The sequence below is a fragment of the Massilia sp. Dwa41.01b genome (assembly GCF_014171775.1).
Taxonomy (GTDB): Bacteria; Pseudomonadota; Gammaproteobacteria; order Burkholderiales; family Burkholderiaceae_D; genus Telluria.
Map to the genome: position 1 here is coordinate 3,014,338 of NZ_CP050454.1, position 22,358 is coordinate 3,036,695.

At 65.9% G+C, this 22,358-nt stretch carries 15 protein-coding genes and 5 pseudogenes; 6 read left to right on the forward strand and 14 right to left on the reverse strand.

The window, feature by feature from the left end; genetic code table 11:
• Positions 1-215: 215 nt before the first annotated feature.
• The 3 genes from G4G28_RS13845 to G4G28_RS13855 form a co-directional block, all read right to left on the reverse strand.
• On the reverse strand, positions 216-689 hold the full coding sequence (locus G4G28_RS13845; protein WP_183107485.1) for a MarR family winged helix-turn-helix transcriptional regulator: 474 nt from the start codon (positions 687-689) through the stop codon (positions 216-218).
• A gap of 204 nt (positions 690-893) precedes the next feature.
• Complete coding sequence (locus tag G4G28_RS13850; protein WP_182988707.1) at positions 894-1,742, reverse strand: glycoside hydrolase family 75 protein; 849 nt, start codon at positions 1,740-1,742, stop codon at positions 894-896.
• 533 nt (positions 1,743-2,275) lie between these two features.
• Positions 2,276-2,953 (reverse strand): SGNH/GDSL hydrolase family protein, encoded by a 678-nt coding sequence (locus G4G28_RS13855; RefSeq protein WP_183107486.1) that lies wholly within the window; start codon positions 2,951-2,953, stop codon positions 2,276-2,278.
• Between the two features lie 1,033 nt (positions 2,954-3,986).
• Between G4G28_RS13855 and G4G28_RS27560 the strand changes: the two are divergent.
• From G4G28_RS27560 to G4G28_RS13870, 4 genes and pseudogenes are all read left to right on the forward strand, one after another.
• Positions 3,987-4,292: pseudogene (locus G4G28_RS27560) on the forward strand (DUF2779 domain-containing protein); the annotation flags it as partial.
• A 119-nt stretch (positions 4,293-4,411) separates the two neighbouring features.
• Complete coding sequence (locus G4G28_RS27565; protein ID WP_267875286.1) at positions 4,412-4,717, forward strand: hypothetical protein; 306 nt, start codon at positions 4,412-4,414, stop codon at positions 4,715-4,717.
• Positions 4,718-4,786: 69 nt separating this feature from the next.
• Complete coding sequence (locus tag G4G28_RS13865) at positions 4,787-5,992, forward strand: hypothetical protein (RefSeq protein ID WP_183107487.1); 1,206 nt, start codon at positions 4,787-4,789, stop codon at positions 5,990-5,992.
• The gene (locus G4G28_RS13870) at positions 5,989-6,489 is read left to right on the forward strand and encodes a hypothetical protein (protein ID WP_183107488.1); all 501 of its coding nucleotides are present in this window, start codon (positions 5,989-5,991) and stop codon (positions 6,487-6,489) included. The genes G4G28_RS13865 and G4G28_RS13870 overlap by 4 nt, the downstream gene beginning before the upstream one ends.
• 21 nt (positions 6,490-6,510) lie before the next feature.
• On the opposite strand, the gene G4G28_RS13875 is transcribed toward G4G28_RS13870, so the two are convergent.
• The 8 genes and pseudogenes from G4G28_RS13875 to G4G28_RS13910 all read right to left on the reverse strand — a co-directional run bounded on the left by G4G28_RS13875 (position 6,511) and on the right by G4G28_RS13910 (position 17,763).
• On the reverse strand, positions 6,511-6,903 hold the full coding sequence (locus G4G28_RS13875; RefSeq protein WP_183107489.1) for a RidA family protein: 393 nt from the start codon (positions 6,901-6,903) through the stop codon (positions 6,511-6,513).
• A gap of 34 nt (positions 6,904-6,937) precedes the next feature.
• Positions 6,938-8,109, reverse strand: a pseudogene (locus G4G28_RS13880) (acyl-CoA dehydrogenase family protein).
• A gap of 11 nt (positions 8,110-8,120) precedes the next feature.
• Positions 8,121-8,975, reverse strand: a complete 855-nt coding sequence (locus tag G4G28_RS13885; RefSeq protein WP_182988713.1) for an enoyl-CoA hydratase family protein — start codon at positions 8,973-8,975, stop codon at positions 8,121-8,123.
• 8 nt (positions 8,976-8,983) lie between these two features.
• Complete coding sequence (locus G4G28_RS13890; protein WP_182988714.1) at positions 8,984-9,502, reverse strand: MarR family winged helix-turn-helix transcriptional regulator; 519 nt, start codon at positions 9,500-9,502, stop codon at positions 8,984-8,986.
• 25 nt (positions 9,503-9,527) lie between these two features.
• A pseudogene (locus tag G4G28_RS27570) lies at positions 9,528-11,912 on the reverse strand (bifunctional salicylyl-CoA 5-hydroxylase/oxidoreductase).
• A pseudogene (locus G4G28_RS13900) lies at positions 11,909-13,551 on the reverse strand (AMP-binding protein). The pseudogenes G4G28_RS27570 and G4G28_RS13900 overlap by 4 nt, the downstream one beginning before the upstream one ends.
• A gap of 272 nt (positions 13,552-13,823) precedes the next feature.
• On the reverse strand, positions 13,824-15,029 hold the full coding sequence (locus G4G28_RS13905; RefSeq protein ID WP_182988715.1) for a S8 family peptidase: 1,206 nt from the start codon (positions 15,027-15,029) through the stop codon (positions 13,824-13,826).
• A 532-nt stretch (positions 15,030-15,561) separates the two neighbouring features.
• Positions 15,562-17,763: an OsmC domain/YcaO domain-containing protein gene (locus G4G28_RS13910; RefSeq protein ID WP_182988716.1), complete on the reverse strand. Its 2,202-nt coding sequence runs from the start codon at positions 17,761-17,763 to the stop codon at positions 15,562-15,564.
• 510 nt (positions 17,764-18,273) lie between these two features.
• Between G4G28_RS13910 and G4G28_RS13915 the strand changes: the two genes are divergently transcribed.
• Positions 18,274-19,209: a CHAP domain-containing protein gene (locus G4G28_RS13915; RefSeq protein ID WP_182988717.1), complete on the forward strand. Its 936-nt coding sequence runs from the start codon at positions 18,274-18,276 to the stop codon at positions 19,207-19,209.
• 16 nt (positions 19,210-19,225) lie between these two features.
• The gene (locus G4G28_RS26320) at positions 19,226-21,205 is read left to right on the forward strand and encodes a serine protease (RefSeq protein WP_182988718.1); all 1,980 of its coding nucleotides are present in this window, start codon (positions 19,226-19,228) and stop codon (positions 21,203-21,205) included.
• Positions 21,206-21,451: 246 nt separating this feature from the next.
• Here the strand turns inward: G4G28_RS26320 and G4G28_RS26325 are convergent.
• The 3 genes and pseudogenes from G4G28_RS26325 to G4G28_RS29260 all read right to left on the reverse strand — a co-directional run.
• A pseudogene (locus G4G28_RS26325) lies at positions 21,452-21,832 on the reverse strand (chloride channel protein); the annotation flags it as partial.
• Positions 21,829-22,017 carry a hypothetical protein gene (locus G4G28_RS29255; RefSeq protein ID WP_374039801.1) on the reverse strand — a complete coding sequence of 63 codons (189 nt, stop codon included), beginning with the start codon at positions 22,015-22,017 and terminating at the stop codon, positions 21,829-21,831. The gene G4G28_RS29255 and the pseudogene G4G28_RS26325, both read right to left, overlap by 4 nt.
• A gap of 14 nt (positions 22,018-22,031) precedes the next feature.
• On the reverse strand, positions 22,032-22,148 hold the full coding sequence (locus tag G4G28_RS29260) for a chloride channel protein (protein ID WP_374039802.1): 117 nt from the start codon (positions 22,146-22,148) through the stop codon (positions 22,032-22,034).
• Positions 22,149-22,358: the final 210 nt, after the last annotated feature.

Sequence of the window (22,358 nt, forward strand, 5' to 3'; positions counted from 1 at the left end):
TGTTTCCTTCCATGGTAACGGGCGCGCCGCGGGCCGCGGCGCTGTTGAGAGCGCCTAACAAAGGTGAAGCCGCACGCGCGATGCGCGCGCCCTCCATAGCTGCGTTGCATCCGCTCGCCGTACAGGTGTACGGTCTTCCGGTTCGCCGATGCGACGGCTGCGTCGGGTGGACGCATCCCTTGCTCTGAAGGTTTTGTTAGGCGCTCCAGGGTGGATCAGCGCGCCTGGGCCATCGCGGCCACCAGCGCCAGAGCCTGGCTCAGCGCCTGCAGCTCGGCGGGCGTGGAATTGCGCAGCAAATCCTTGCTGATCTGTTCCGCCAGGACGTGGGCGTGGCCGAGCAATTCGCGGCCCGCCGCCGTCAGCGCCGCGTAGGCCACACGCGCGTCGCGCGGTTCCTGCTGGCGTTCGACCAGGCCGAGTTTTTCCAGCGGCAGCAGCGTGCGGGTGATGCCCGAGGCGGTCAAGCCATGGCGCTCGGCCAGGTCGACCCGGCGCAGGCGGCAGCCCGGACCCTGGCTCAGGTGGTGCAGCAGCAGGAAGTCGTTGAAGCTCAGGCCGTGGTAGCTGGCCAGCGCCCCGTCCAGGCGGCGCATCACCACGGTCTGGGTGCGGGCCAGTTGCAGGACGACGTCCAGCTGCGGGCTGACGGGGCCGCCTGGCGCCGGTTCGATGTGCGATGGGTTCATGGTCACTGGGGGTAGTTGAGTGATACTTGAACGATACGTGAAAGATACTTGAGTACGCAAGCATTATCGTATATGCATGACGTTTTTGTGCCGACGACGATGTTGGGCGAACACGCGGCATGCCGGTGCTGGCCGCTGCTGCGTTACCCGCGCACCTGGTCGGTTTCGCCACGCGGGCACTCCCGGCGGGGCCGCCCGCGCCGCTTATTTTGCGCAGGCCTGCAGCTGCGCGATACCGCCGAACGCGTCCAGCGCGGCCGCGCCCTCCTTCTGGATACGTTCATGCCAGGCGGCCGCATCCGCCTCGCGCCGCGACACCGCCGCCGGGAACACGGCCGTCAACACCGGGTCTTCGATGCGTGCCTTGGCGCGCGCCACGCCATCGCGCATGACAATCGGATCGCTGCCCAGGTCCTGGTGCAGCTTGATCGATCCTTCGCCCAGGCCGCCACCGTCGGCGTAGACGGCAAAAGCGTGGCGCCCGGTGGCGGGCCGATAGACGACAGCCAGTGTCCCCGGCTTGATGGCGTGCTGCTCGATGAAATCTTGCGGCAGCACGATGTAGGGAATCCTGGTGGCGTCCACATAGCGGCGCTGGGTACCGGCGGGCTGGCCGGGAATGCCGATCGAGGTCGCGCTGATATACGCTTTCCCCGGTAAAGGGTCGCCCGCTTTCTGAATGAGCGGCACATTATGGGGCCCCGTCTCGAAGCCGAAGATCCTCACGCCGCCATAGTCGCCGCTGGCTCTCGCTTTTTTCCAGGCTGCCTGGCACTTCGCTTGCCAATGCTTCTTGTCCGTCTTGCTCGTGACGCGCTTGCCGTTTTCGAAGGCCACCACGCCATCGCAGGTAAACGACAAGCCCTTGCCATCGACCAGATAGGAATTCGGCGCGCCGTCGGCGTCGACATTGTAGGGCGCGCGTTTGAACAGCACCGCGTTGTTGTGGGTCCATGGGTCGCCGTTCGCGATGCCTGTCGGGCAGGTCTGGGCGAGGACAAGGGAAGACAGCGGCGCCAGGATGGCTGCCGCCAGGATCGGTTTCGTTCGCATAGGGTCTCCAGGAGCTGGTTCTATTCGGGAACGACGGCATGCGGCAAGCTGCAGCCGCAGCGCGCTTGCAGGTCGACGTACGGCGGAGCTCGGCGCTTGCAGGACGCGCTGCCAGGCACGCTTTCGCGGCGGCGCCACCTGCATTGCCATAGTATCCTGCTCGCGTCTCGCCGTCACGGCACATGCTGCGCATCCCTCGGAAGTCGGGACCGGCCGGCGCAAGTGCGCAACAATGGTTCCGGCGCCAGCGCCGGGAGGGACGACGAGAAAATCGGCGGGCAGCACGGTTGGCGCGTGCTGCCCCAGGCTTTCCAGGGCTGACGCCCATAACACGACATGCGCGGCGACGAACGCAATGCCGCGGTGACCGAGGCGGCAAGGAATTGCCTCCAGTATCCAGACGCGGCCCCCGACCGGCAAGCCTGATGCCGGTTCGCCGCCCTTGCGACAGCGGGCATCCCATCCGGGTCCACGCAGCCTGGACCCTCGCAGGATCTGGGCCGCAAGCGGCGCGTGACGGCTGACGGGGAATGCTATGGGGCGGTCTTGCGCACCTGGCCGGGTCGCGCCGCGCCGCCATAGACCACGCTATGCTCCGCCGCCGGATAATGCGTGCGGACCAGTTCGCCGATGGCGGCGGCGATCTTGAATGCGCCCTGGGCCGACGGTTCGATCGGCGACACGCTGGCATAGTCGGCTTTATCCGTGCAGACCAGGCGCAGGTCGAGCACCGGCAGGCGGCGCGCCACCGCTTCGCGCAGGATGACGTCGTTGAAGGTCGCAAGGGCCGTGCGCAGGCCAGGGGCCAGCCCCGGCACGCTGTCGTAGATCGTCGCCACCGCCGTCGGCTTGCCCTGCGCCAGCACGCCATCGAGCATGCGCCGATAATCGCGGGCGAAGGCCGCCTGCCAGCCGGCCAGCAATTCCATCCCTTCCAGCACCGTCGCCACCTTCCTTCCCATCTCGCCGACCAGGCCAAGCACGTCGTTGCCCCCGCAGCTGACGAACAGCCAGGTGGGCAGCGCGTCCAGCTGGCCGATGCGCGCCAGTTGCCCGGCCAGGTCGGCCAGCACGTCCCCGTCGCGCGCCAGCAGGGAGACGCCGTGGCGCGGCCCGAGGCTGGCGCGCAGCTGCGACGTGACGTCGGTTCCGGGCGAGACATAGGGGGCGTTATCGAAGATCGAGTCGCCCAGCAAGACGATGTGTTCCATTTCCGTTTCCTTCGGTTTCCGTGCGTCGTCTTTTGACAACGCACCACTTGTTCGGCGTCGCGCGGGACCTCGCCCGGCCACGGTCGGGGCCGTAACCAGCATACCCTGCCCCGCCGCCGGTGCGCGCCCAACACGATGCAGCCTAAAGGCGCCTGCGACAGGCGGCGTCGCATGGTCGCGCCGCCACAACGCCGAGCGGGCCAGGAGTTTCCATAAGGAAATAAGTCTGCAATAATTGAACATTCATTCAGCCGCCCCGCCATGCCTGCCCGCCTGTCCAAATCCAAGCTGATGGCGTATCGCCAATGCCCGCGCCGCCTCTGGCTCGAACTGCACCGTCCGCAGCTGCTCCAGAATGACGCGGCAAGCGTGGCTTCGTTCGCCACCGGACACGAGGTCGGCGACCTTGCGCGCCAGCTGTACGACCCACGCGGCAAGGGCGTGCTGATCGATGCCCGCGGCGAAGGCTACGAGGCCGCGTTCGCGCGCAGCAGCGCGCTGCTTGGGCGGCGGGCAGCCGATCTTCGAAGCGGGCTTTGCCCACGGCGGCGCCCTCGCGTTTGCCGACATCCTGCTGCCCGTGCGCCGCGGGGGCACCGCCGCTGGCGCATGATCGAGGTGAAGTCGGCCACGTCGCTCAAGGACTATCACCGCGAGGACGCCGCGGTCCAGTCGCACATCGCCCGTGGTGCCGGGGTGGCGCTCGACAGCGTGGCGGTGGCGCGTATCGACCGCGACTGGGTCTACCCGGGCGGCGGCGATTATGCCGGCCTGCTGGTCGAAGAGGACGTGACGGGCGAGGCATTCGCCCGCGATGCCGAAGTGAAGGAGTGGATTGCCGACGCCGGCGCCATCGCCCTGCGCCGCAAGGGAGCCGCAGGTCGACCCCGGCGGGCATTGCAGCGCCCCCTACGAATGCGGATTCAGTGCACATTGCCGCGGCGCCGAGGTGCCGGCCCGCTTTCCCGTCGCCTGGCTGCCGCAGGTGCGCAGCAAGGCGCTCAAGGCCTGCATCGCGGACGGCGCAGCCGACATGCGCGAGGTGCCCGATACGCTGCTGAGCGACAAGCAGGCACGGGTCAAGCACCATACCCTGTCCGGCCGCCCCTACTTCGATGCCGCAGGCGCCGCCCAAGACCTGGCCCCGCACGGCCTGCCTGCCTGGTTCATCGATTTCGAGACCATCAGCCTCGCGATCCCGCGCTGGCAAGGCACCAGTCCCTACCAGGCGATCCCGTTCCAGTTCAGCGCTCACCGCCTGGGGCGCACGGGCAAGCTGGAACACCGCGCCTTTCTCGACCTGTCCGGCGCCGATCCCTCGCGCGGCTTTGCCGAGGCCCTGATCGCGGCCTGCGGCGATCGCGGGCCGGTATTCGTCTACAACGCCGGCTTCGAGGCCGCGCGCGCATCGCGGAACTGGCGGCGCGCTTTCCGCGCCTGCGCGCCGGCCTGCTGGCCATCAATGACCGCATCGTGGACCTGCTGCCGGTGGCGCGCGAGCGCTACTACCACCCCCGCCAGCAGGGGAGCTGGAGCATCAAGCACCTGCTGCCGGCGATCGCGCCCGACCTGCGCTACGACGAACTCGAAGGCGTGCAGGATGGCGGCGGCGCGATGGCGGCCTACCTCGAGGCCATCGCGCCCACGACCACGGCAGAGCGCAAGGGAGAGATCGAAGGCCAGTTGCTGGCCTACTGCCATCTCGACACGCTGGCCATGGTACGGCTGTGGGAATTCTTCACGGCGCGACAGCGCTTGTCGTAGCGGCGCTTAGCATCCTCTGGCCGCCGCATGCAGCGCGGCGCCGCCATTCAACAATTTTTGCCCGACACGATGCCCAACCTGAACTGGTTCCTCCCCCTTGACGCCTGTCATTCCCTCGACGAACTGACGCCGCAGTGGCACGCGCTGCTCGAACAGCACCGGATGACGCCCGCCTGCGACGCCGAACGCTACGCGGACGCGCTGCTCGCCTTCGTCGGCATGTCCACCTTGTCGCCGCACCTGAAGCTCTCGGCCGTGCTCGCGTTCGGTTCCGCTTTCGACATCGACCTGCGCCTGGCGATTGGCGCCCTGGCCGAACAGACCTGGGAAGCGGACGTGGCCTGGCCCGACAGCGTCGCAGCCAGCGTCGCCGACAACGGCCCGGCGCTGAACGTCGCCACTGGCGACGCGCAGCTCGCCGCTTTTGTGCTCGGCCGCCTGGCCGGGCTGCGCGAAACGATGCAACACGATGGAACGCGGCTCGAGGCGTGGACGGCGGCGTTCTGGCAGCGCTTCCTGGCGATGGCTTGCCGTCACGGTTCGCCGGATGCGGTGGCGCTGGCACTCGGTAACGGCGCCGATCCGCTGGCCGCCGACGGCGCGGCGGCGCTTGCCGCCGCGGCGGCGGGCCCCGGCAGCGACGAGGACACGCCCGCCCGGCAAGGCGAGGACGAGCATGTGATGCAGCTGCTGCTGGGCGCCGCTTCCGCGCGCGCCGCGGTGCTGGCAACGGCACTGCAAGCGGCGGCCGGCGCCGACAGGATCGCGATGCTCGACTTCCTGCTGGAGCAAGGGGCCAGCCTGGACGCTGCCGGTCCCGCCGCGCTGGCTGCCGCCGCGCGCCACCTCGCCTTCGACGCCTTCGAGCACCTGCTCGGACGCGGGGCCGATGCACGCGGGGCGGAAGTACTCGCTGCCGCCGTGGTCTCGCTCGACGAGACGATGGTCGAGGCGGTGCTGGCGGCGGGCGCCGACGTGCAGGCGCACGCCTGCGTGGCGCTGACGGCGGCGTTTTCCGCACAGCCCCGGGACCTCTACGGCGGCGAGCCGGATTTCATCCGCCCGCGCGCCGACATGGTCGCCCTGCTGCTGCGCCACGGTGCCCGCTGCGACGACGCCGGCGTGGTCGACGCCCTGGCCGGTGGGTATCGCGCGGGCGAGGTCGTGGACACCCTGCTGGCGCACGAGGACATCGACGCCGGCGGCATTGACTTCATCGCCTCGCTGGCCTGCCGCGCCTTCGCGCCGGCTGCACGGGAAAGCAGCGCGCCATGAGCAATGCCTTCCCCGAACGCGTGCACATCGATGGCCAGGACTATGAACTGACCGGTTATCCGCTCGAGGGCTTTCTGAAGAACTGGCCGGACTGGCCGCGCTTTCCGGCCTGGCCCTGCAACGCCGTAGGCTACACGGCCAGCTGGATCGTCGCCAACGGCCACTTCTGCCTGGCGGACCTGCGCTGCCCTGTCCAAGCGCCGCTGGTGGTGCTGTTTCCGGGCGTGCCGGCGCCGGTGCCGGCAAGCTGGGTGGACGGTCTGCTGAAGGCGACGCGCGGCGAGCGGCGCCATGTGAGCTACCCGTCACGCCTCATCTACGAGGACGAAGTCTACCTGGAGGTGCGCGGTGGCGCGATCCTGCGCGAGTGGCGCCTGGACCTGCGCGGCGTGCCCGACCAGACGGACGACGAACTGCGCCTGTCCCTGCCACGCTTCCTGTGGCCGGCGCGCCTGCGCGAGGCGGAGCCAGATGAAGGAGCTGGCGGCGCCGGATAGCGCCCGCCGCGGGCACCCGCGTCACGCAGGCACGACCGCCGTCACCTCGATCTCCACGCGCGCCCGGTCCTCGACCAGGCCCGCCACCTGCACGGCGCTCATCGCCGGATAGTGGCGCCCGATGATGTCGCGGTAGGCCGCGCCGATTGCCGGGTAAGCCGCGACGTATTCCTTCTTGTCGAGCACGTACCAGGTCATGCGCACGATGTGTTCGGGCCCCGCGCCGCCCGCGCGCAGCACGGCGACCACGTTCTCGAGCGCCTGGCGCACCTGGTCGGCGAAGTCGTCGGTACGGAACACGCCCTCGCGGTCCCAGCCCACCATGCCGCTGACGAATACCATCCGGCCCGAGGCGGCCACGCCGTTCGAATAGCCACGCGGCCTGGGCCACCCCTCTGGTTGCAAGAATTCCATGCTCTGCCTTCAGTCCATGTGTTCGCGGCCGCGGTCAGCCAATGGCGGCCGCCACGGCCAGCAGTTCGCGCGCGATGATCAGCTGCTGCACCTCGGTCGCGCCTTCGTAGATGCGCAGCGCGCGGATTTCGCGGTACAGGCGCTCGACCGGCTGCTCGCTGACCACGCCCAGGCCGCCGAACATCTGCACGGCCGCGTCGATCACCTGTTGCGCCGTCTCGGTGGCGGTGAGCTTGGCCATCGCCGCCTCTTTCGTCACGCGCCGGCCGCTGTCGCGCTGCCAGGCCGCGCGGTAGGTCAGCAGCGCGGCGGCATCGATCCCGGTCGCCATCTGCGCCAGCTTGGCCTGGGTCAGCTGGAAGTCGGCCAGGGTCTTGCCGAACATCTTGCGCGAGGTGGCGCGTGCCAGCGCTTCATCCAGCGCCCGGCGGGCAAAACCCAGGGCGGCGGCGGCGACCGACGTGCGGAAGACGTCGAGCGTGGCCATCGCCACCTTGAAGCCCTGCCCCGGCGCCCCCAGCCGCTTCGAGGCGGGCACGCGGCAGCCAGTGAAGCGCAGGCGCGCCAGCGGATGGGGGCGATGACGTCGATGCGTTCGGCGATCTCGAAGCCCGGCACATCGGCATCGACGATGAAGGCGGAAATACCCCGCGCGCCGGGCGCTTCGCCCGTACGCGCGAACACCACATAGAAATCGGCGATGCCGCCATTCGAAATCCACGTCTTCTCGCCGTCGAGCACGTAACCGTCGCCCTGAAGCGTGGCCGTACAGCTTAGTGCAGCCACGTCGGAACCGGCGTCGGGCTCGGACAGGGCAAACGCGGCGATGGCTTCGCCGCGCGCCACCCGCGGCAGGTAGTCGCGCCGGTTCTCTTCGCTGCCGAACAGGGTGATGGCGCCGCTGCCCAGCCCCTGCATGGCAAACGCGAAGTCGGCCAGTCCCGCATGGCGCGCCAGGGTTTCGCGGATCAGGCAAATGGCGCGCGTATCGATGGCGTCGCCGAAGGCACCGTAGGCGCGCCCGCCGATCGCATGCCCGAGCCAGCCGGCTTCGCCCAGCTGTTTCACGAGGGCGCGGCAGGCCGCATCGACATCATGATCGTGCCCCTGGGCGATGTGCCGCGCGGCCCAGGCGTCGAGTTCCAGCGCCAGCGCGCGGTGGCGCGGTTCGAAAAAGGGCCAGTCCAGGTAATCGGTATCAGGCATGCGGGCTCCTCTCAGTTGCCTTCGAACTGCGGCTTTTCCTTGGCCACGAAGGCGTGGTAGGCCCGATGGAAATCGTTGGTGGCCATGCAGATCGCCTGTGCCTGCGCTTCGGCTTCGATGGCCTCGTCGACGCCCATGTTCCACTCCTGATGCAGCATTTTCTTGGTCATCCCGTGGGCGAAGGTCGGGCCGGTGGCGAGAAGCGCGGCGAAGGCCCGGGCTTCAGGCAGCACGCTCTCGGGCGCGCACAGGCGGTTGAAGAAACCCCAGCGCTCGGCTTCCTCGCCGCCCATGCTGCGCCCCGTGTAGAGGAGTTCCGCGGCGCGGCCCTGGCCGATCACGCGCGGCAGCAGCGCGCAGGCGCCCATGTCGCAGCCGGCCAGGCCGACCCGCGTGAACAGGAAAGCGGTCTTGCTGCGCGCGGTGCCGTAGCGGATGTCGGATGCCAGCGCCAGGATTGCCCCGGCGCCGGCGCAGACGCCGTCGATGGCCGCGACGACTGGTTGCGGACAGGCGCGCATGGCTTTCACCAGGTCGCCCGTCATGCGCGTGAAGGTGAGCAGGCCCGGCATGTCCAGTTTGGTCAGCGGGCCGATGATCTCGTGGACGTCGCCGCCGGAACAGAAATTTTCGCCCGCACCCGTGATGACCACCGCCTTGACGTCGTCGGCAAGGCTGAGCGCCCGGAACAGGTCGCGCAGTTCGGCATACGACTCGAAGGTGAGCGGGTTCTTGCGCTCGGGACGGTCCAGCGTGAGCGTGGCCACGCCCTGCGCCACGCTCAACTGGAAGTGGTGTGGCTGGTAGCCGGCAAGGCTGGTGCGGTTGCCCGCCAGCTGCTGCGGTTCGCCTGCGAGGTAACGCATTCGTTCTCCTAGGTTTGTTCAGGGGTGCTGAGCCCCGCTTTCAGTGTCGACAGCAAGCGGAGCAAGGTGCCGCGCTCGTGCTCGCCAAGGCCCTTCAACAGCTCGACGATCCAGGCTTCGTGGCGCGCGGCCATGCGTTTGAACGCGCGCCGCCCGTTTGGCGTGAGCCTGACCTGGTATGCGCGGCCGTCGCCCGCTGCCGGCTCGCGCACCACCAGGCCCTCTTCTTCCAGCAGGTTGACGATGCCGGTCACGTTGCCGCTCGTGACCATCATCCGTTGCGACAGCTCGCCCATGCGCAGCCCTTCGGGATGACGGTCGAGCTGGGCCATCAGGTCGAAGCGCGGCAGCGTGATGCCGAATTCGGTACGCAGGCGCGAGCGCACTTGCGCTTCGATGCGGGTGGTACACGAGAGCATGCGCAGCCACAGCTTGAGTGCGTCGTGGTTGTCGTCAGTGAGGCGGCTTTCGACGTCGAGTTCGGCCGGTGCCGCATCGTCGGTAGCGGACGATCCGTTGGCTCCCATGTTCGTGGCTCGTCGTTCCATGCGCTTAACCCTCGAGCAGCCTGGCCGCCACTTCCTGCGGCGACAGCCCGGCTCCCGCCGCGGCGATCTGGCGTTCGCGTTCCAGGTTGCGTTCGAGCTGCAGCTTGCCGGCGTAATACTGCTTCGGCCAGGCGATGTCCGTGTAGCCGAGCTTGGCCGTCTCGTGCAGCGTCCAGGTCCGGGTCGGCCAGGTGGGGCCGCGCGATGGCGCACAGGTCGGCGCGGCCCGAGGCGATGATGCTGTTGACGTGGTCGGCCTCGAAAATGGCACCGACGGCAATCGTCGCGATGCCAACCTCGTTGCGGATGCGGTCGGCGAACGGCGTCTGGAACATGCGCCCATACACGGGCTTTTCGAGTTTGCTGACCTGGCCGGAGGAGACATCGATCATGTCGGCGCCAGCCTCCTGAACAGGCGCGCCACCGCGACGGCGTCGGCTGGCGTGAGTCCCCCTCGACCCAGTCGTGGGCGGACAGGCGCACGCTGATCGGCTTGTCGAGCGGCCAGGCGGCGCGCACGGCGGCGAACACCTCGAGCGGGTAGCGGCAGCGGTTTTGCAGGCTGCCGCCATATTCGTCGCCGCGCCGGTTGGTCAGCGGCGAGATGAAGCTCGACAGGAAGTAGCCATGCGCGCAGTGCAGCTCCAGCCAGTCGAAACCGGCTTTCGCCGCCTCGCGTGTCGCGCGCACGAAGTCGCGCTGGATGCGCTCCAGGTCTTCGCGCGTGGCTTCGCGCGCCCATTGCGACACGCCCTCCAGGTACTGCTGGCTGGATGCGGAGACCAGCGGCCAGTTGCCCTCTTCCAGCGGCAGGTCGGTGCCGTCCCAGGCGCGCCGGGTCGAGCCCTTGGCGCCGGCGTGGCCGAGCTGGATGGCGATCTTCGCGTCGCTGCCCGCATGCACGAAGTCGACGATGCGCTTCCATGCGGCCGTGTGCTCGGGCGCGTACAGGCCGGGGCAGCCGGGCGTGATGCGGGCGTCCGCCGAGACGCAGGTCATCTCGGCGAAGACCATGCCGGCGCCGCCCAGCGCGCGGCTGCCCAGATGCACCAGGTGGTAGTCGCCGGCGACGCCATCGACGCTTGAGTACTGCGCCATCGGCGAGACGACGATCCGGTTCTTCAACAGCGTGCCGCGCGCCCGAAACGGCGTAAGCATCGGCGGCATCGGCCCCCGCGGGGGGCAGGCCGGCCTGGGCATGCGCGCGGCGCGCGATCCATTCCTCGAAACGGACCACATAGGCGGGATCGCGCAGGCGCAGGTTTTCATGCGACACGCGCTGGCTGCGCGTGAGCATCGAATAGGCGAACTGCTCGGCCTCCAGGGCCGTATAGCGCGCCACGTTCTCGAACCACTCCATCGAATTGCGCGCCGCGCTCTGGATCTTCAGCACCTCGACCGCCCGCACTTCCTGGTAGCGCGCCAGTGCCGCCCCGATATCGGCGCCGTCGGCGTCGGCAAAGCTGCGCGCCAGTTCGATCGCATCCTCCAGCGCCAGCTTGGTGCCGGAACCGATCGAGAAGTGCGCGGTGTGGGCGGCGTCGCCCATCAGCACGGTCGGCACGCGCCGCCCGTCGACACTGTTCCAGTGCACCCACTCGCGGCAGACGATGCGCGGGAACGTGATCCACATGCTGGAACCGCGCCCCTGCGACGCGTTGCTCATCAGGCGATGGCCACCCAGGTATGCGGCGAACAGGCGCTCGCAGAAGGCAATGCTCTCCTCCTGGCTCATCTGATCCAGGCCGGCGCGGCGCCAGACCGCTTCCGGCGTCTCGACGATGAAGGTCGAGGTGTCGCCGTCGTACTGGTAGCAATGGGCCTGGAACCAGCCATGCTCGGTTTCCTCGAAGGCGAAAGTAAAAGCCTCGAATTTCTTCTTTGTGCCGAGCCATACGTAGCGGCAGTGGCGGCTGTCGACATCGGGCTGGAAGGTGGCGGCATGGCGCGCGCGCACCCGGCTGTTGATGCCGTCGCAGGCGACGACGAGGTCGGCGCCATACCGGCTGGCGACGGCCGCGTCCTCCTCCACCTGGGTCTCGAACTCCAGGCGCACGCCGAGTTCCTCGCAGCGCGCCTGCAGGATGTTCAGCAGGCGCTTGCGGCCGATGCCGCAAAAGCCATGGCCGCTGGAGGTGATGGTGCGGCCCTTGAAGTGGACGTCGATGTCGTCCCAGTGGTTGAAGGATTGCAGGATGGTGCGCGCGGTGGGCTCGTCGGCGGCTACCAGGTTGCCCAGGGTCTGGTCCGAGAACACCACGCCCCAGCCGAAGGTATCGTAGGGACGGTTGCGCTCGATGACGGTGATCTCGTGGGCGGGATCCGCCTTTTTCATCAGGAGGGCGAAATACAGGCCAGCCGGGCCGCCGCCGATGCAGACGATCTTCATGGCGCGGCGCCCTGCTGCGTGAGCTCGCGCGCTTCCTGGCGCAACTTGAAGCGCTGCAGCTTGCCCGTCTCGGTGCGCGGCAAGGCTGTCCGGAACTCGATGCGGCGCGGGTATTTATAAGGGGCGACGACGCCCTTGACGTAGTCCTGCAGGGTTTTCGTCATCTCTGCGCTCCCCTCGCCGCCGGCGCGCAGCACCACGTAGGCCGTGACCACCTGCCCCCGTTCCGGATCGGGCGCGCCGACCACGCCGCATTCGGCCACGGCCGGGTGCTGCAGCAGCACGTCCTCGATCTCCGGCCCGGCGATGTTGTAGCCTGCCGAGATGATCATGTCGTCCACCCGCGCCTGGAACCAGTAATAGCCATCCTCGTCCACCTGGTAAGCGTCGCCGGTCAGGTTCCAGCCATTGCACACATAGTCGCGCTGGCGCTCGTCGGCCAGGTAGCGGCAGCCGGTCGGGCCCTTGACGGCAAGGCGCCCGGTCACGCCGGGGCCGACCGGGTTGCCGTCCTCGTCCAGATGCAGGCCCGGTAGCCGGGAATCGGGCGGCCGGTGGCACCGGGGCGAATGTCGGCACCTGCGGCGGAGATGAAGATGTGCAGCATCTCGGTCGCGCCGATCCCGTCGATCATGGCGAGACCGGTGGCACGCTGCCAGGCCTGGCGCGTTTCCAGCGGCAGCGCTTCGCCGGCCGATACGCTACGGGTAAGGCTGGCGAGGTCGTAATTGGCGGCCAGCGGCGCCATCTGGCGATAAAACGTGGGCGCGGTGAAGCAGACCGTGGCGCGGTAGCGGGCAATTGCGGCCAGCAGCGCGTCCGGCGTCAACTTTTCCAGCAGCACCGTCGAGGCACCATAGCGCAGCGGGAACAGCAGCAGGCCGCCCAGGCCGAAGGTAAACGCCAGCGGCGGCGAACCGATGAAGACGTCATCCGGATTTGTGGCCAGCATCGAGCGCGGGAAGCAGTCGCAGATCGCCAGCACGTCGCGATGAAAATGCATCGTACCCTTCGGCCGGCCGGTGGTGCCGGAGGTAAAGCTGAGCAGGCACACGTCCTGCGCGCAGGTAGCGACCGCCTCGAAGCGCGGCGGCATCGCCGCCATCAGCGCTTCCAGCGAGACCGGTGCGCCGTCGTTGAAGGTGAGCACGCGCGGCGCAGTCTCTCGGTCGGCGCAGGCGAGGTCGAGTTCCGCGCGCAGGTCGGCGGCGCACAGCACCGCGTCCACCCGCGCCAGTTTGACGATGGTGGCCAGCTCCCTGGCGCGCAGCAGCGGCATGGTGGGTACGGCGATCAGGCCCGCCTTCCACACCGCCAGCACGCAGGCCGCCATCATCGGATTGTTGGCGCCGCGCAGCAGCACCCGGTTGCCGGGAACCAGCCCCATCTCACCACGCAGCACGCCGGCGATGCGGTCGACGACTTCGAGCAGCTCGGCATAGGTCCAGGCCAGCTGCGCGCCGCGGATCGCCGTCGCCGCGCCGAAGCCGCGCGTTACCATCGCGTCGAGCAACTCGGCGGCGCAGTTCAGGCGCTCGGGATAGCGCAGCTCGGGAAGATCGAACAGCAGCTCCGGCCACGCCTCAACCGGCGGCAGATTGTCTTGCGCAAACGTATCCAGGTAAGCGGTTCCGCTCATGGTGTCTCCGGCCAGTGGTGGGCGCGACGACGGCGCTCGCGCCGTGTCGCAGGTGATGACCATACTGTCGTGCTGCAGATACTTTAAGCCTAAAGTATCGGGAAGGACAAGCGATTCCTGGCGGGGCCCAGGCTGGCGAGCGAGCGGTGCCGACAAGCTTGCCAGCGACATGTGGCGGCGCCGAAGTCGCGAGCCGCGCACGAAAAAAAAGGACGCCGAAGCGTCCTCCTTGCGAGCCAGCGATTGCGCCGGCTCCCGTCCGGTTACCCCGATCAGCGGCCGCAGCCCAGCGAGCGGATGCGGTCGTAGGCCGTCTTGGCTTGCACCAGGCCGTAGCCGTAGCGCGTATCGCGGCCGGCCGTGCCCAGGTCCTGGGCGCTGTTTGCCAGCGAGGTACGGATCTGCGACGCGGTGCAGGTCGGGAAGTAGCTCCACACCAGTGCGGCAACAGCAGCGACGTGCGGCGTTGCCATCGAGGTGCCGCTCATGTAGCCGTACCTGCCCTTGGCGACCGGCAGGGTCGAATAGACCTGCACGCCAGGGCCGGCCAGTTCGACCTTGCTGTTGTACTGCGAGAAGCTGGCCCACTGCTTGTACTCGTCGACCGCCGCCACCGACACCACGCTGCTGTAGCCGGCCGGGTAGGACTGCGACGAATTGCCCGCATTGCCGGCTGCGGCGATGGAGAGGATGCCGGCCGCCGCGATGTTGGCAAACGCGTTCGACTCGGTCGTGCTCGAGCCCGAACCGCCCAGCGACATGCTGATGACGTTGGCGCCGGCGGCCTTGCACTTGTTGGCGGCGGTGGCCAGGTCGGACGAATAGGCCCAGCCGCTGGCGCTGAACACCTTCACGATGTGCAGCTTGATGCGGCGGTTGGCGTTCACGCCGACCACGCCCACGCCGCTGTTGTTGATGGCGGCAATGGTGCCGGCCACGTGGGTACCGTGGCTGTTGGTGTCGGTATACCACCAGCCGGTACCGGAATCGTATTCGCCGGTCATGGTGTTGCCCGACAGGTCTTCGTGCGAGCGGTCGAGGCCGGAGTCGATGATGCAGACCTTGCGGTTGGCGGCGTTCGTGTCTGGCAACACGTCGGCCTGAACCATCTTGATGCCGTAAGGGACTTGCTGGCCGGTGTAGTACGGCGTGCCGGTCGAAGGGGTCGTCAGCGCCAGCGGATAGCGCTTGAAGTCTTCTTCGATGAACTCGACGTTCGGATTGTTCTCCAGTCCTTTCAGTGCGCTGCGCGGCACTTCCATCGACACGGCGTTGGTGCCGAAGATTTCGCTCTTCACCGTGCCGTTGAGGCTACCGGCCACCGATTTCATCGCCGTCTTGGCGCCGGCCTTGAAGGACACGATGACGCGGACGTTCTCGTCTGCCGGGGCGCTGGCCGAATTGGCCGAGCCGCACAGGATGGTGACTGCGGCGGCAACAACACACATGCTCAGTTTCTTTGCAACTTGCTTGGTCATTTAAGTCTCCGTGAATAACGCTTATGAAAATGCCGCGCGCTCTCTGGACGCGTGCACGTTTTTTGTAAAAACGCCTCTTTGCCGCTGTAACGGCTGCGCAAGTGTAAATATGAAAAGCTGACTTAGCAATCGAAGTTTTAATCGTGTGGCGCTTGTCGTGTAAATGCCGCAGCCCGCTCCCGATATTCTTTGGACGTAGATAAAATATGCATTCCAAGCGGCAATCCCATCAGCTTTCGTGCAATCTCACTCCCTCTGTGCGGCATGTCATGAAGCGATTGTCTACAACGGTTCCGGGCCGCCCTAGCAGAATGGCGAGGTGCGGATACGCCGCATTCGGAGTAAGCCCGGGCGGTCGATATAATCGCGACGCATTGAATTTGTATAGATGAGTGAATATAATCCACTTTAAATACTCCCGGGAATCTCTTAATTGCATTTCACCGATGGGTTCGACGCGAAGCGCCAATTGACGGCAAAATAAAAAAAGGCCCACGCATGAGGTGGGCCTTGTCATTGACGCCTTGCCTGTCTATTTCGCGGCCGCAGACCTGGCACGCGCCGCATGCAGCTTGCGGTAGCTGTCGAGCAGGCGATGGTGGCGGTCGAGGCCCTCGAGCGCCATGCTGGTCGGCACCAGGCCGAAGAAGCGCACACTGCCATCGACCGAGCCCAGCGCCGCATCCATGCGCACGTCGCCGTACATGCGGCGGAAGTTGTGCACGTAGTCGCCCAGTTCCAGCTCGTCGTCCAGCACCACTTCGAGCACCACGTTCAGCGCCTGGTAGAACAGGCGGCGTTCAACCGTGTTGTCGTTGTATTGCAGGAAGGCGCCGACCAGTTCGTGGGCGTCCTCGAACTGTTTCAGCGCGAGGTTGATCAGCAGGCGCAGTTCGAGCACCGTCAGCTGGCCCCAATCGGTATTCTCGTCGAACTCGATGCCGATCAGGCTGGCAATATCGGAGTACTCGTCCAGCTCATTGTTCTCCAGGCGTTCCAGCAGCGCCGCCAGCTGGTCATCGTCGAGACGATGCAGGTTGAGGATATCTTCGCGGAACAGCAGGGCTTTATTCGTGTTGTCCCAGACCAGGTCTTCCACCGGATAGACTTCCGAATAACCGGGAACCAGGATACGGCAGGCCGTCGCGCCGAGTTCGTCGTACACGGCCATATACACTTCCTTGCCCATCTCTGCGAGGATACCGAGCAGGGTGGCAGCTTCCTGGCTATTCGAATCCTTGCCTTCGCCGGAGAAATCCCACTCGACGAAATCGAAATCGGCTTTGGCGCTGAAGAAGCGCCACGACACCACGCCGCTGGAATCGATGAAGTGCTCGACGAAGTTATAGGGTTCCGTCACGGCTTCGCTGGCGAAGGTGGGCTGCGGCAAATCGTTCAGGCCCTCGAAACTGCGTCCCTGCAGCAATTCCGTGAGGCTGCGTTCCAGCGCCACTTCGAAACTCGGATGCGCGCCGAACGAGGCGAACACGCCGCCCGTGCGCGGATTCATCAGGGTGACGCACATCACCGGATACAGACCGCCCATCGACGCGTCTTTTACCAATACCGGGAAACCCTGCTCTTCCAGGCCCTTGATGCCGGCGACGATGCCAGGGTATTTCGCCAGCACCTCCTGCGGTACATCGGGCAGGGCCAGTTCGCCTTCCAGGATCTCGCGTTTCACGGCGCGCTCGAATATCTCGGACAGGCATTGCACCTGCGCCTCGGCCAGCGTATTCCCGGCGCTCATGCCATTGCTGGCATACAGGTTTTCGACCAGATTCGACGGGAAATACACGGTTGCGCCGTCCGACAAACGTTGGTAGGGCAGCGAGACGATGCCGCGCTTCGCATTACCCGAATTGGTATCGACCAGGTGCGAGCCGCGCAGTTCGCCGTCCGGGTCGTAGACTTCCAGGCAGTATTCGTCGAGGATCCCGGCGGGGACCGCATCGTTTGGCCCCGGCTTGAACCAGCGCTCGTTCGGGTAATGGACGAAATCGGCATTGGCGATGTCTTCGCCCCAGTACACGCCGGCATAGAAGTGGTTGTTGTTCAGGCGTTCGATGTATTCGCCCAGGGCCGAGGCCAATGCGCTTTCCTTGGTCGCGCCCTTGCCGTTGGTGAAGCACATCGGCGAATGGGCATCGCGAATATGCAGCGACCAGACATTCGGCACGATATTGCGCCAGGAAGCGATTTCGATCTTGATGCCCCAGCTCGCCAGCATGGAGGACATGTTGGCAATCGTTTGCTCGAGCGGCAGGTCCTTGCCGGGAATATAAGTGGCGGCCTGCGCATCCGGCTGCAGGGTCAAGAGCGCCTGGGCATCGGCGTCCAGGTTCTCGACTTCCTCGATGACGAATTCCGGCCCTTCCTGCACCACTTTCTTGACCGTGCAGCGCTCGATCGAACGCAGGATGCCCTGGCGGTCCTTTTCCGAAATGTCGGTCGGCAGCTCGACCTGGATCTTGAAGATCTGCTTGTAGCGGTTTTCCGGGTCGACGATATTGTTCTGCGAAAGCCGGATGTTTTCGGTCGGGATGTCGCGGGTATTGCAGTACAACTTCACGAAATAGGCCGCGCACAGGGCAGACGACGCCAGGAAGTAGTCGAAGGGACCGGGCGCAGAACCGTCGCCCTTGTAGCGGATGGGCTGGTCGGCGATGACGGTGAAGTCGTCGAACTTGGCTTCCAGGCGCAGTTTATCGAGGAAGTTGACTTTGATTTCCATGGGGGATGTCCAAATGAGTACGCAAAACGGGGATCGGCCATTATCCGTGGTTTCGGGCGCACGGCAAAGGTGAAAGATGTGGGCGGGTGTGGGGGAGGCAGGTCGGCCGGACCAGGTGCATGGGCCTCTGGGGGCCGTTACCGCGAGTCAGCGGCTCGATCCGCAGGGTTCATCAAGGCCGGTGGCTGCAATGAAGGGACCCATCGCCCCGCCGTGGCGAAGCCGCGCGCCGGAATTGGCAGACGCTCCCCGCGCTCTGGTTCAGCACCGCCAGCCCGAGGCGATGCGCTCCTGAAGGTCCGCCCTGCCCGCCTGAACCCGGACAGGCACGCGGCGCGGCGCATCGGCTCGGCATCGTCGCGAGGGCCGCGGACCAGATGCCGCCCTTCGAGGAGCCGGACGACCAGCACCCGACCTGTGCAGCGACTCGTGAACGATTCTCCATCCGAATTGTATTGCGCTTGTATTTACAAAGAGGCAGAATTGTCTGGCCGACTATCGGGGGACATTATGATGAATCATCGTAGAAATGCGATTGGCGGATTGCTCGCGATGTCTGTTTCCCTAGCCTTGCGCCCGGTCTTTGCCCAGGCAAACAATGGCATTTCTGCCGAAGGAATGGAAAAATTCGATGATTTCCCGCAAGAGTTCCAGGATGGGATGTTCCGATCGCCTGACCCCAACAAGAATTTCGGGTCCACGTCGCCGCCTGAAACCTATAAGGCAATTAGTGGCGTGCTTTTGCGCGGTGCGCCGTTTGATTGCCGACCGATCGACGTCGCCTATTATTTTGCCGCCCTGCGCGAAGGAATTTTGCCTGATGCTGTAATCGCCGATATCAGGGACATCGCGGCTCAGGCAAAACAGCCTCGATTGGCCCAGCCGGGATTCCTGAAATTTTTCGCTTACGATTGGGAAAAGAATAACTATTTCAATCCGGTCGTGGTTGGCTTTTTTCGTGGCAATGGATTAAAACCCTATGCGGGGGACGAAACGCCATGGTGCGCGGCCTTTGCCAATTGGTGCATTTCGAGGTCGCGCGTGCGCGCAGCCAACGTCATCATCTTCGATAACCAGACTCGTGCACTTGGCACGCGGAACGCGTCTTCCGGTTCGTTCCGCTGCTGGGGCAGCGAAGCGACCATGGACCCGCGTGAAGGCGATCTGGTCGTCTGGGCGAAAACAGGTACAGTTACCGTAAATTGTCCAAGTGTCGGCCAAGGTCATGTTGCCTTTGTCACGAAAGTACAGGTGGGGGCTGGTAACAAGCGCTCATACCATGTGGTGGGAGGAAACCAGGGTTTCCGCGGAGCCGTGGTTCAAAGTGTGAACGGCGCGCTCGTCAGGCCCGTCGACGTAGCCCAGGCGGTTTCGCGTCGAGTCATCGGAAACCATTTTGCGGACCGCGTCATTCATTCGGTTCGCACACAAAGCTTTTTTCGGTAATTCCTGGGGAGCGAAGATGCGCTCATATCTCCTCGCATTCGGCCTGATGCTGGGTCTGCCCCAGGCCGTCAGCGCCCAGACCGGCGACGACTGGATGTTGAATCAACGTGACAAGGACGTGATCGGCATCGTTGAAGTACGCGTCGGCGCAAAAGGATCGCCTCTCGATGCCGTGGATCCGGAGCGCGGCACTGGCACGCTCATATCAGCCGCGGGGCACGTCCTGACGGCCGCGCACCTTTTCACTGATAAGAGCTACGCGGTCTGTGCATCGGCCGCCGGTGCGGACCCAAATAAAGCATGTCGAATCGATTTCTATTGGCGCGGAGACCCGGCCAACCGGTTTTCGCTCACGATATCAGGCCCTCGTCAGGCGGACCGCGACTACATCGTTCTCGGCCTGCCGTCGGCCGCCGAGAAGATCGGTCGGCCAGGCTGGCCCTTCGCTACGCTTGCGCGCAAGGCATCCGACAACGAACCCGTGTATGCCGCGGGATATCGGGGATCGGATGCCGTGCAACCCGGTTCGGCAAACACGATCGACACCGCACGCGGCGTACTACGTGCCGACATGGCCAGTGGGCGTTGCTCCAACGCTTACGGCATCTCTCGTAACGCCACAATGCAGACTTCACCGGGCCTGAGTGGCGCCCCCACGTTCAACCGGCTCCATCGTGTCGTCGGCATCGTCCTGGGCGAGGCCTGCGCCGCCGATGACGGCGGGAACGCACAGGACGCCCCGAAATCCCGCATTCTCCTGGTGCAGGACATGGAACGGCTTTGCGCCAGTCCGGCCCTTTCGTGTTTTTTCGGGTTCGACGGCGATATCGATCCCGCTCGTGCCGACGATACCACGCCATGGTACAAGCGCTTGATTGGTGGCGAAGCGGTCGCGGACAACTATGCCTATGGCCTCAAAATCCGCGAGATCGCCAAGTTCCAGAATTTGCTGGGATTTTGTTCGCTACTGGCCAGCGATGCGCAACTCGTCCGATCCGTGCAAGCCGATGCGGAGGCTGGCGGTGAACTTGCCATTGTGTTCGACACGGTATGGGCAGTCTGCAGGCCTGGTGCCAACCTCATCGATAGCCTTCCGAGCCGTCAACGGCTACAGCGACTGGCCGATGCCGGTTATGAGCCTGCCCAGCAACTGGCAGCGATGCTCGTGCTCTTCGAGCTCGGACCCAAGCTGGCATCGCGACGGTCACCTGAAGACCCGGTCCAGATCAGCCAGTCCGAGCGCGTTTCGCTCCGGCGCGCCGAAGCTTACCTGAGGTCGGCAGCCGCCCACGAATGGTCAGCTGCGTCGATGACGATGTTCGACTTATGCCGTACCCGCGTTTTTTCATGCCCGCGAAGAGAAACAGATGCCTACCTCGATGCTGCGGTGGCGGATGGGCAGCGGGACGCACTCCGTATGGCGGGCATCCTTTTTCTTGTCGGCAACGAGCCTGCCCTTACCCGCAGATATGGGGTTTCGCGTCCGCAAAACACTGAACGGGCGTTGGCGCTGTTCGGGCAAGCGGCAACGCCGCAAACGGGGACGACGAACAATCCTGGCTACATGGCTTATGATAATTATTCAGCCGGCTACCTGGGCTATTTCAGCTGGGGAGGCATGTATCGGGGAAGGACACTGATGCCCACCAACGTGCTTGTCGCACAACAATACAACGGGGGCTGCAATAGCAACGGTCCGGCGGTACCGCCACTCTTCGAGTACTGCACCATGATCAACGAGGTGGGACGCTTCAACAATCTGACAGATCGTACGATGAGGCGGGCCGCCTGGTCCACGATCCAGCAACTTGCGCAATGGGCGCCAATCGCCGGTCCGCTGGGCAAAAACCTGGCGACCTGGTCGCCCGATGGTAGCGGCATAGACCGGATCGACTGTCCATTGAACGACGAGCTTGTGTTTGCTGCACCTACTGTGGTGCCTGCTTTCAGGCCCCGGACCGCCTATTGTTATTTTGCAAATCCGCAGGTCGAGTAGGCGTTTGCGTGTTGTTGTTCCCAATCCTGCAGCGGAGCCCGCGACGAAATCGGGACCGGCAGCAGGCCGGGCTTCACGCTCCACAAGGGTTTGCCGGCCCGGGCCTGCGCGGCGCCAGTCACCCGCCGTGTCCGCACGCGCCATCTGCATGCGTGCCAGCGCCGGGTACAGCGGCGGGCTGAAGACGCGCGCCAGCATGCTCGACACCAGCGCGCAGGCCATCAGGCTGAGCACCATCGAGTGGCCATCCACCATTTCCATGACGATGATGAAGGCCGTCAGCGGCGCCTGGGTTGCCGCCGCCAGAATCCCACCATGCCCGGGCGATCAGTGCCGGTGCCTGGGTGCCGTAGAACAGCAGGGCGACGTCGTTTCCGAGCGCGGCGCCGACGGCGAGAGGGGGGCGAAAATCCCTGCCGGCACGCCGGACCAGGCGCTGAGCCAGGTCGCCACGAACTTGAAGAATGCGTACACCATCGGCATCGTCGCCACCCCATCGACCATACCGCGCGTGGGGGCATGGCCGGAGCCGAAGGCCGCGCCCGCGGCCACCAGGCCGATGGCGGCGACAAGCAAGCCGCACAGGGCGCCGAACAGGACCGGGCGACGCGCGCGCAGGCGGCTCATGGGGTCGCGCCCTGGCCGCCTGTCGACGCGATCAGGAGCCGCGAAAGCAGTCCGCCGGCCAGGCCCGTGCACAGGGCGAGCACCAGCCCCGGCAACAGCAGCGACAGGCCGACCGTGCCGGTATGGATGACGCCGAAACAAGTGGCATTGCCATGGACCGATACGGCGACGAGACCGCCGAGCACGATCGCCGCGATGATCAGGCCACTGTTACGCTGCTCCGGCGCGCGCCCAGTTCCTCGATGGCGAACATGACCCCGGCCAGCGGGGTGTTGAATGCGGCCGCGATGCCCGCTGCGCCGCCGGCGACGAGCAGGCCGTGGACGGTAGCGTGCGGGCGTGACGGCCAGGGCCTGGTCGACCCAGCTTTGTTCCCCGCGCCAGTCCTGGGCCAGGGCGCGCCACAGGGATATCACCATCAATGCCGGGCCGTCGTGCATATTGGAGAGTTTCCCGCATGCTGGCGCCGTTATACTGCGGGGTTCCCTCCCCGCTCGTCCTGCCTGGCGTCCGGGCACGCAGCTTC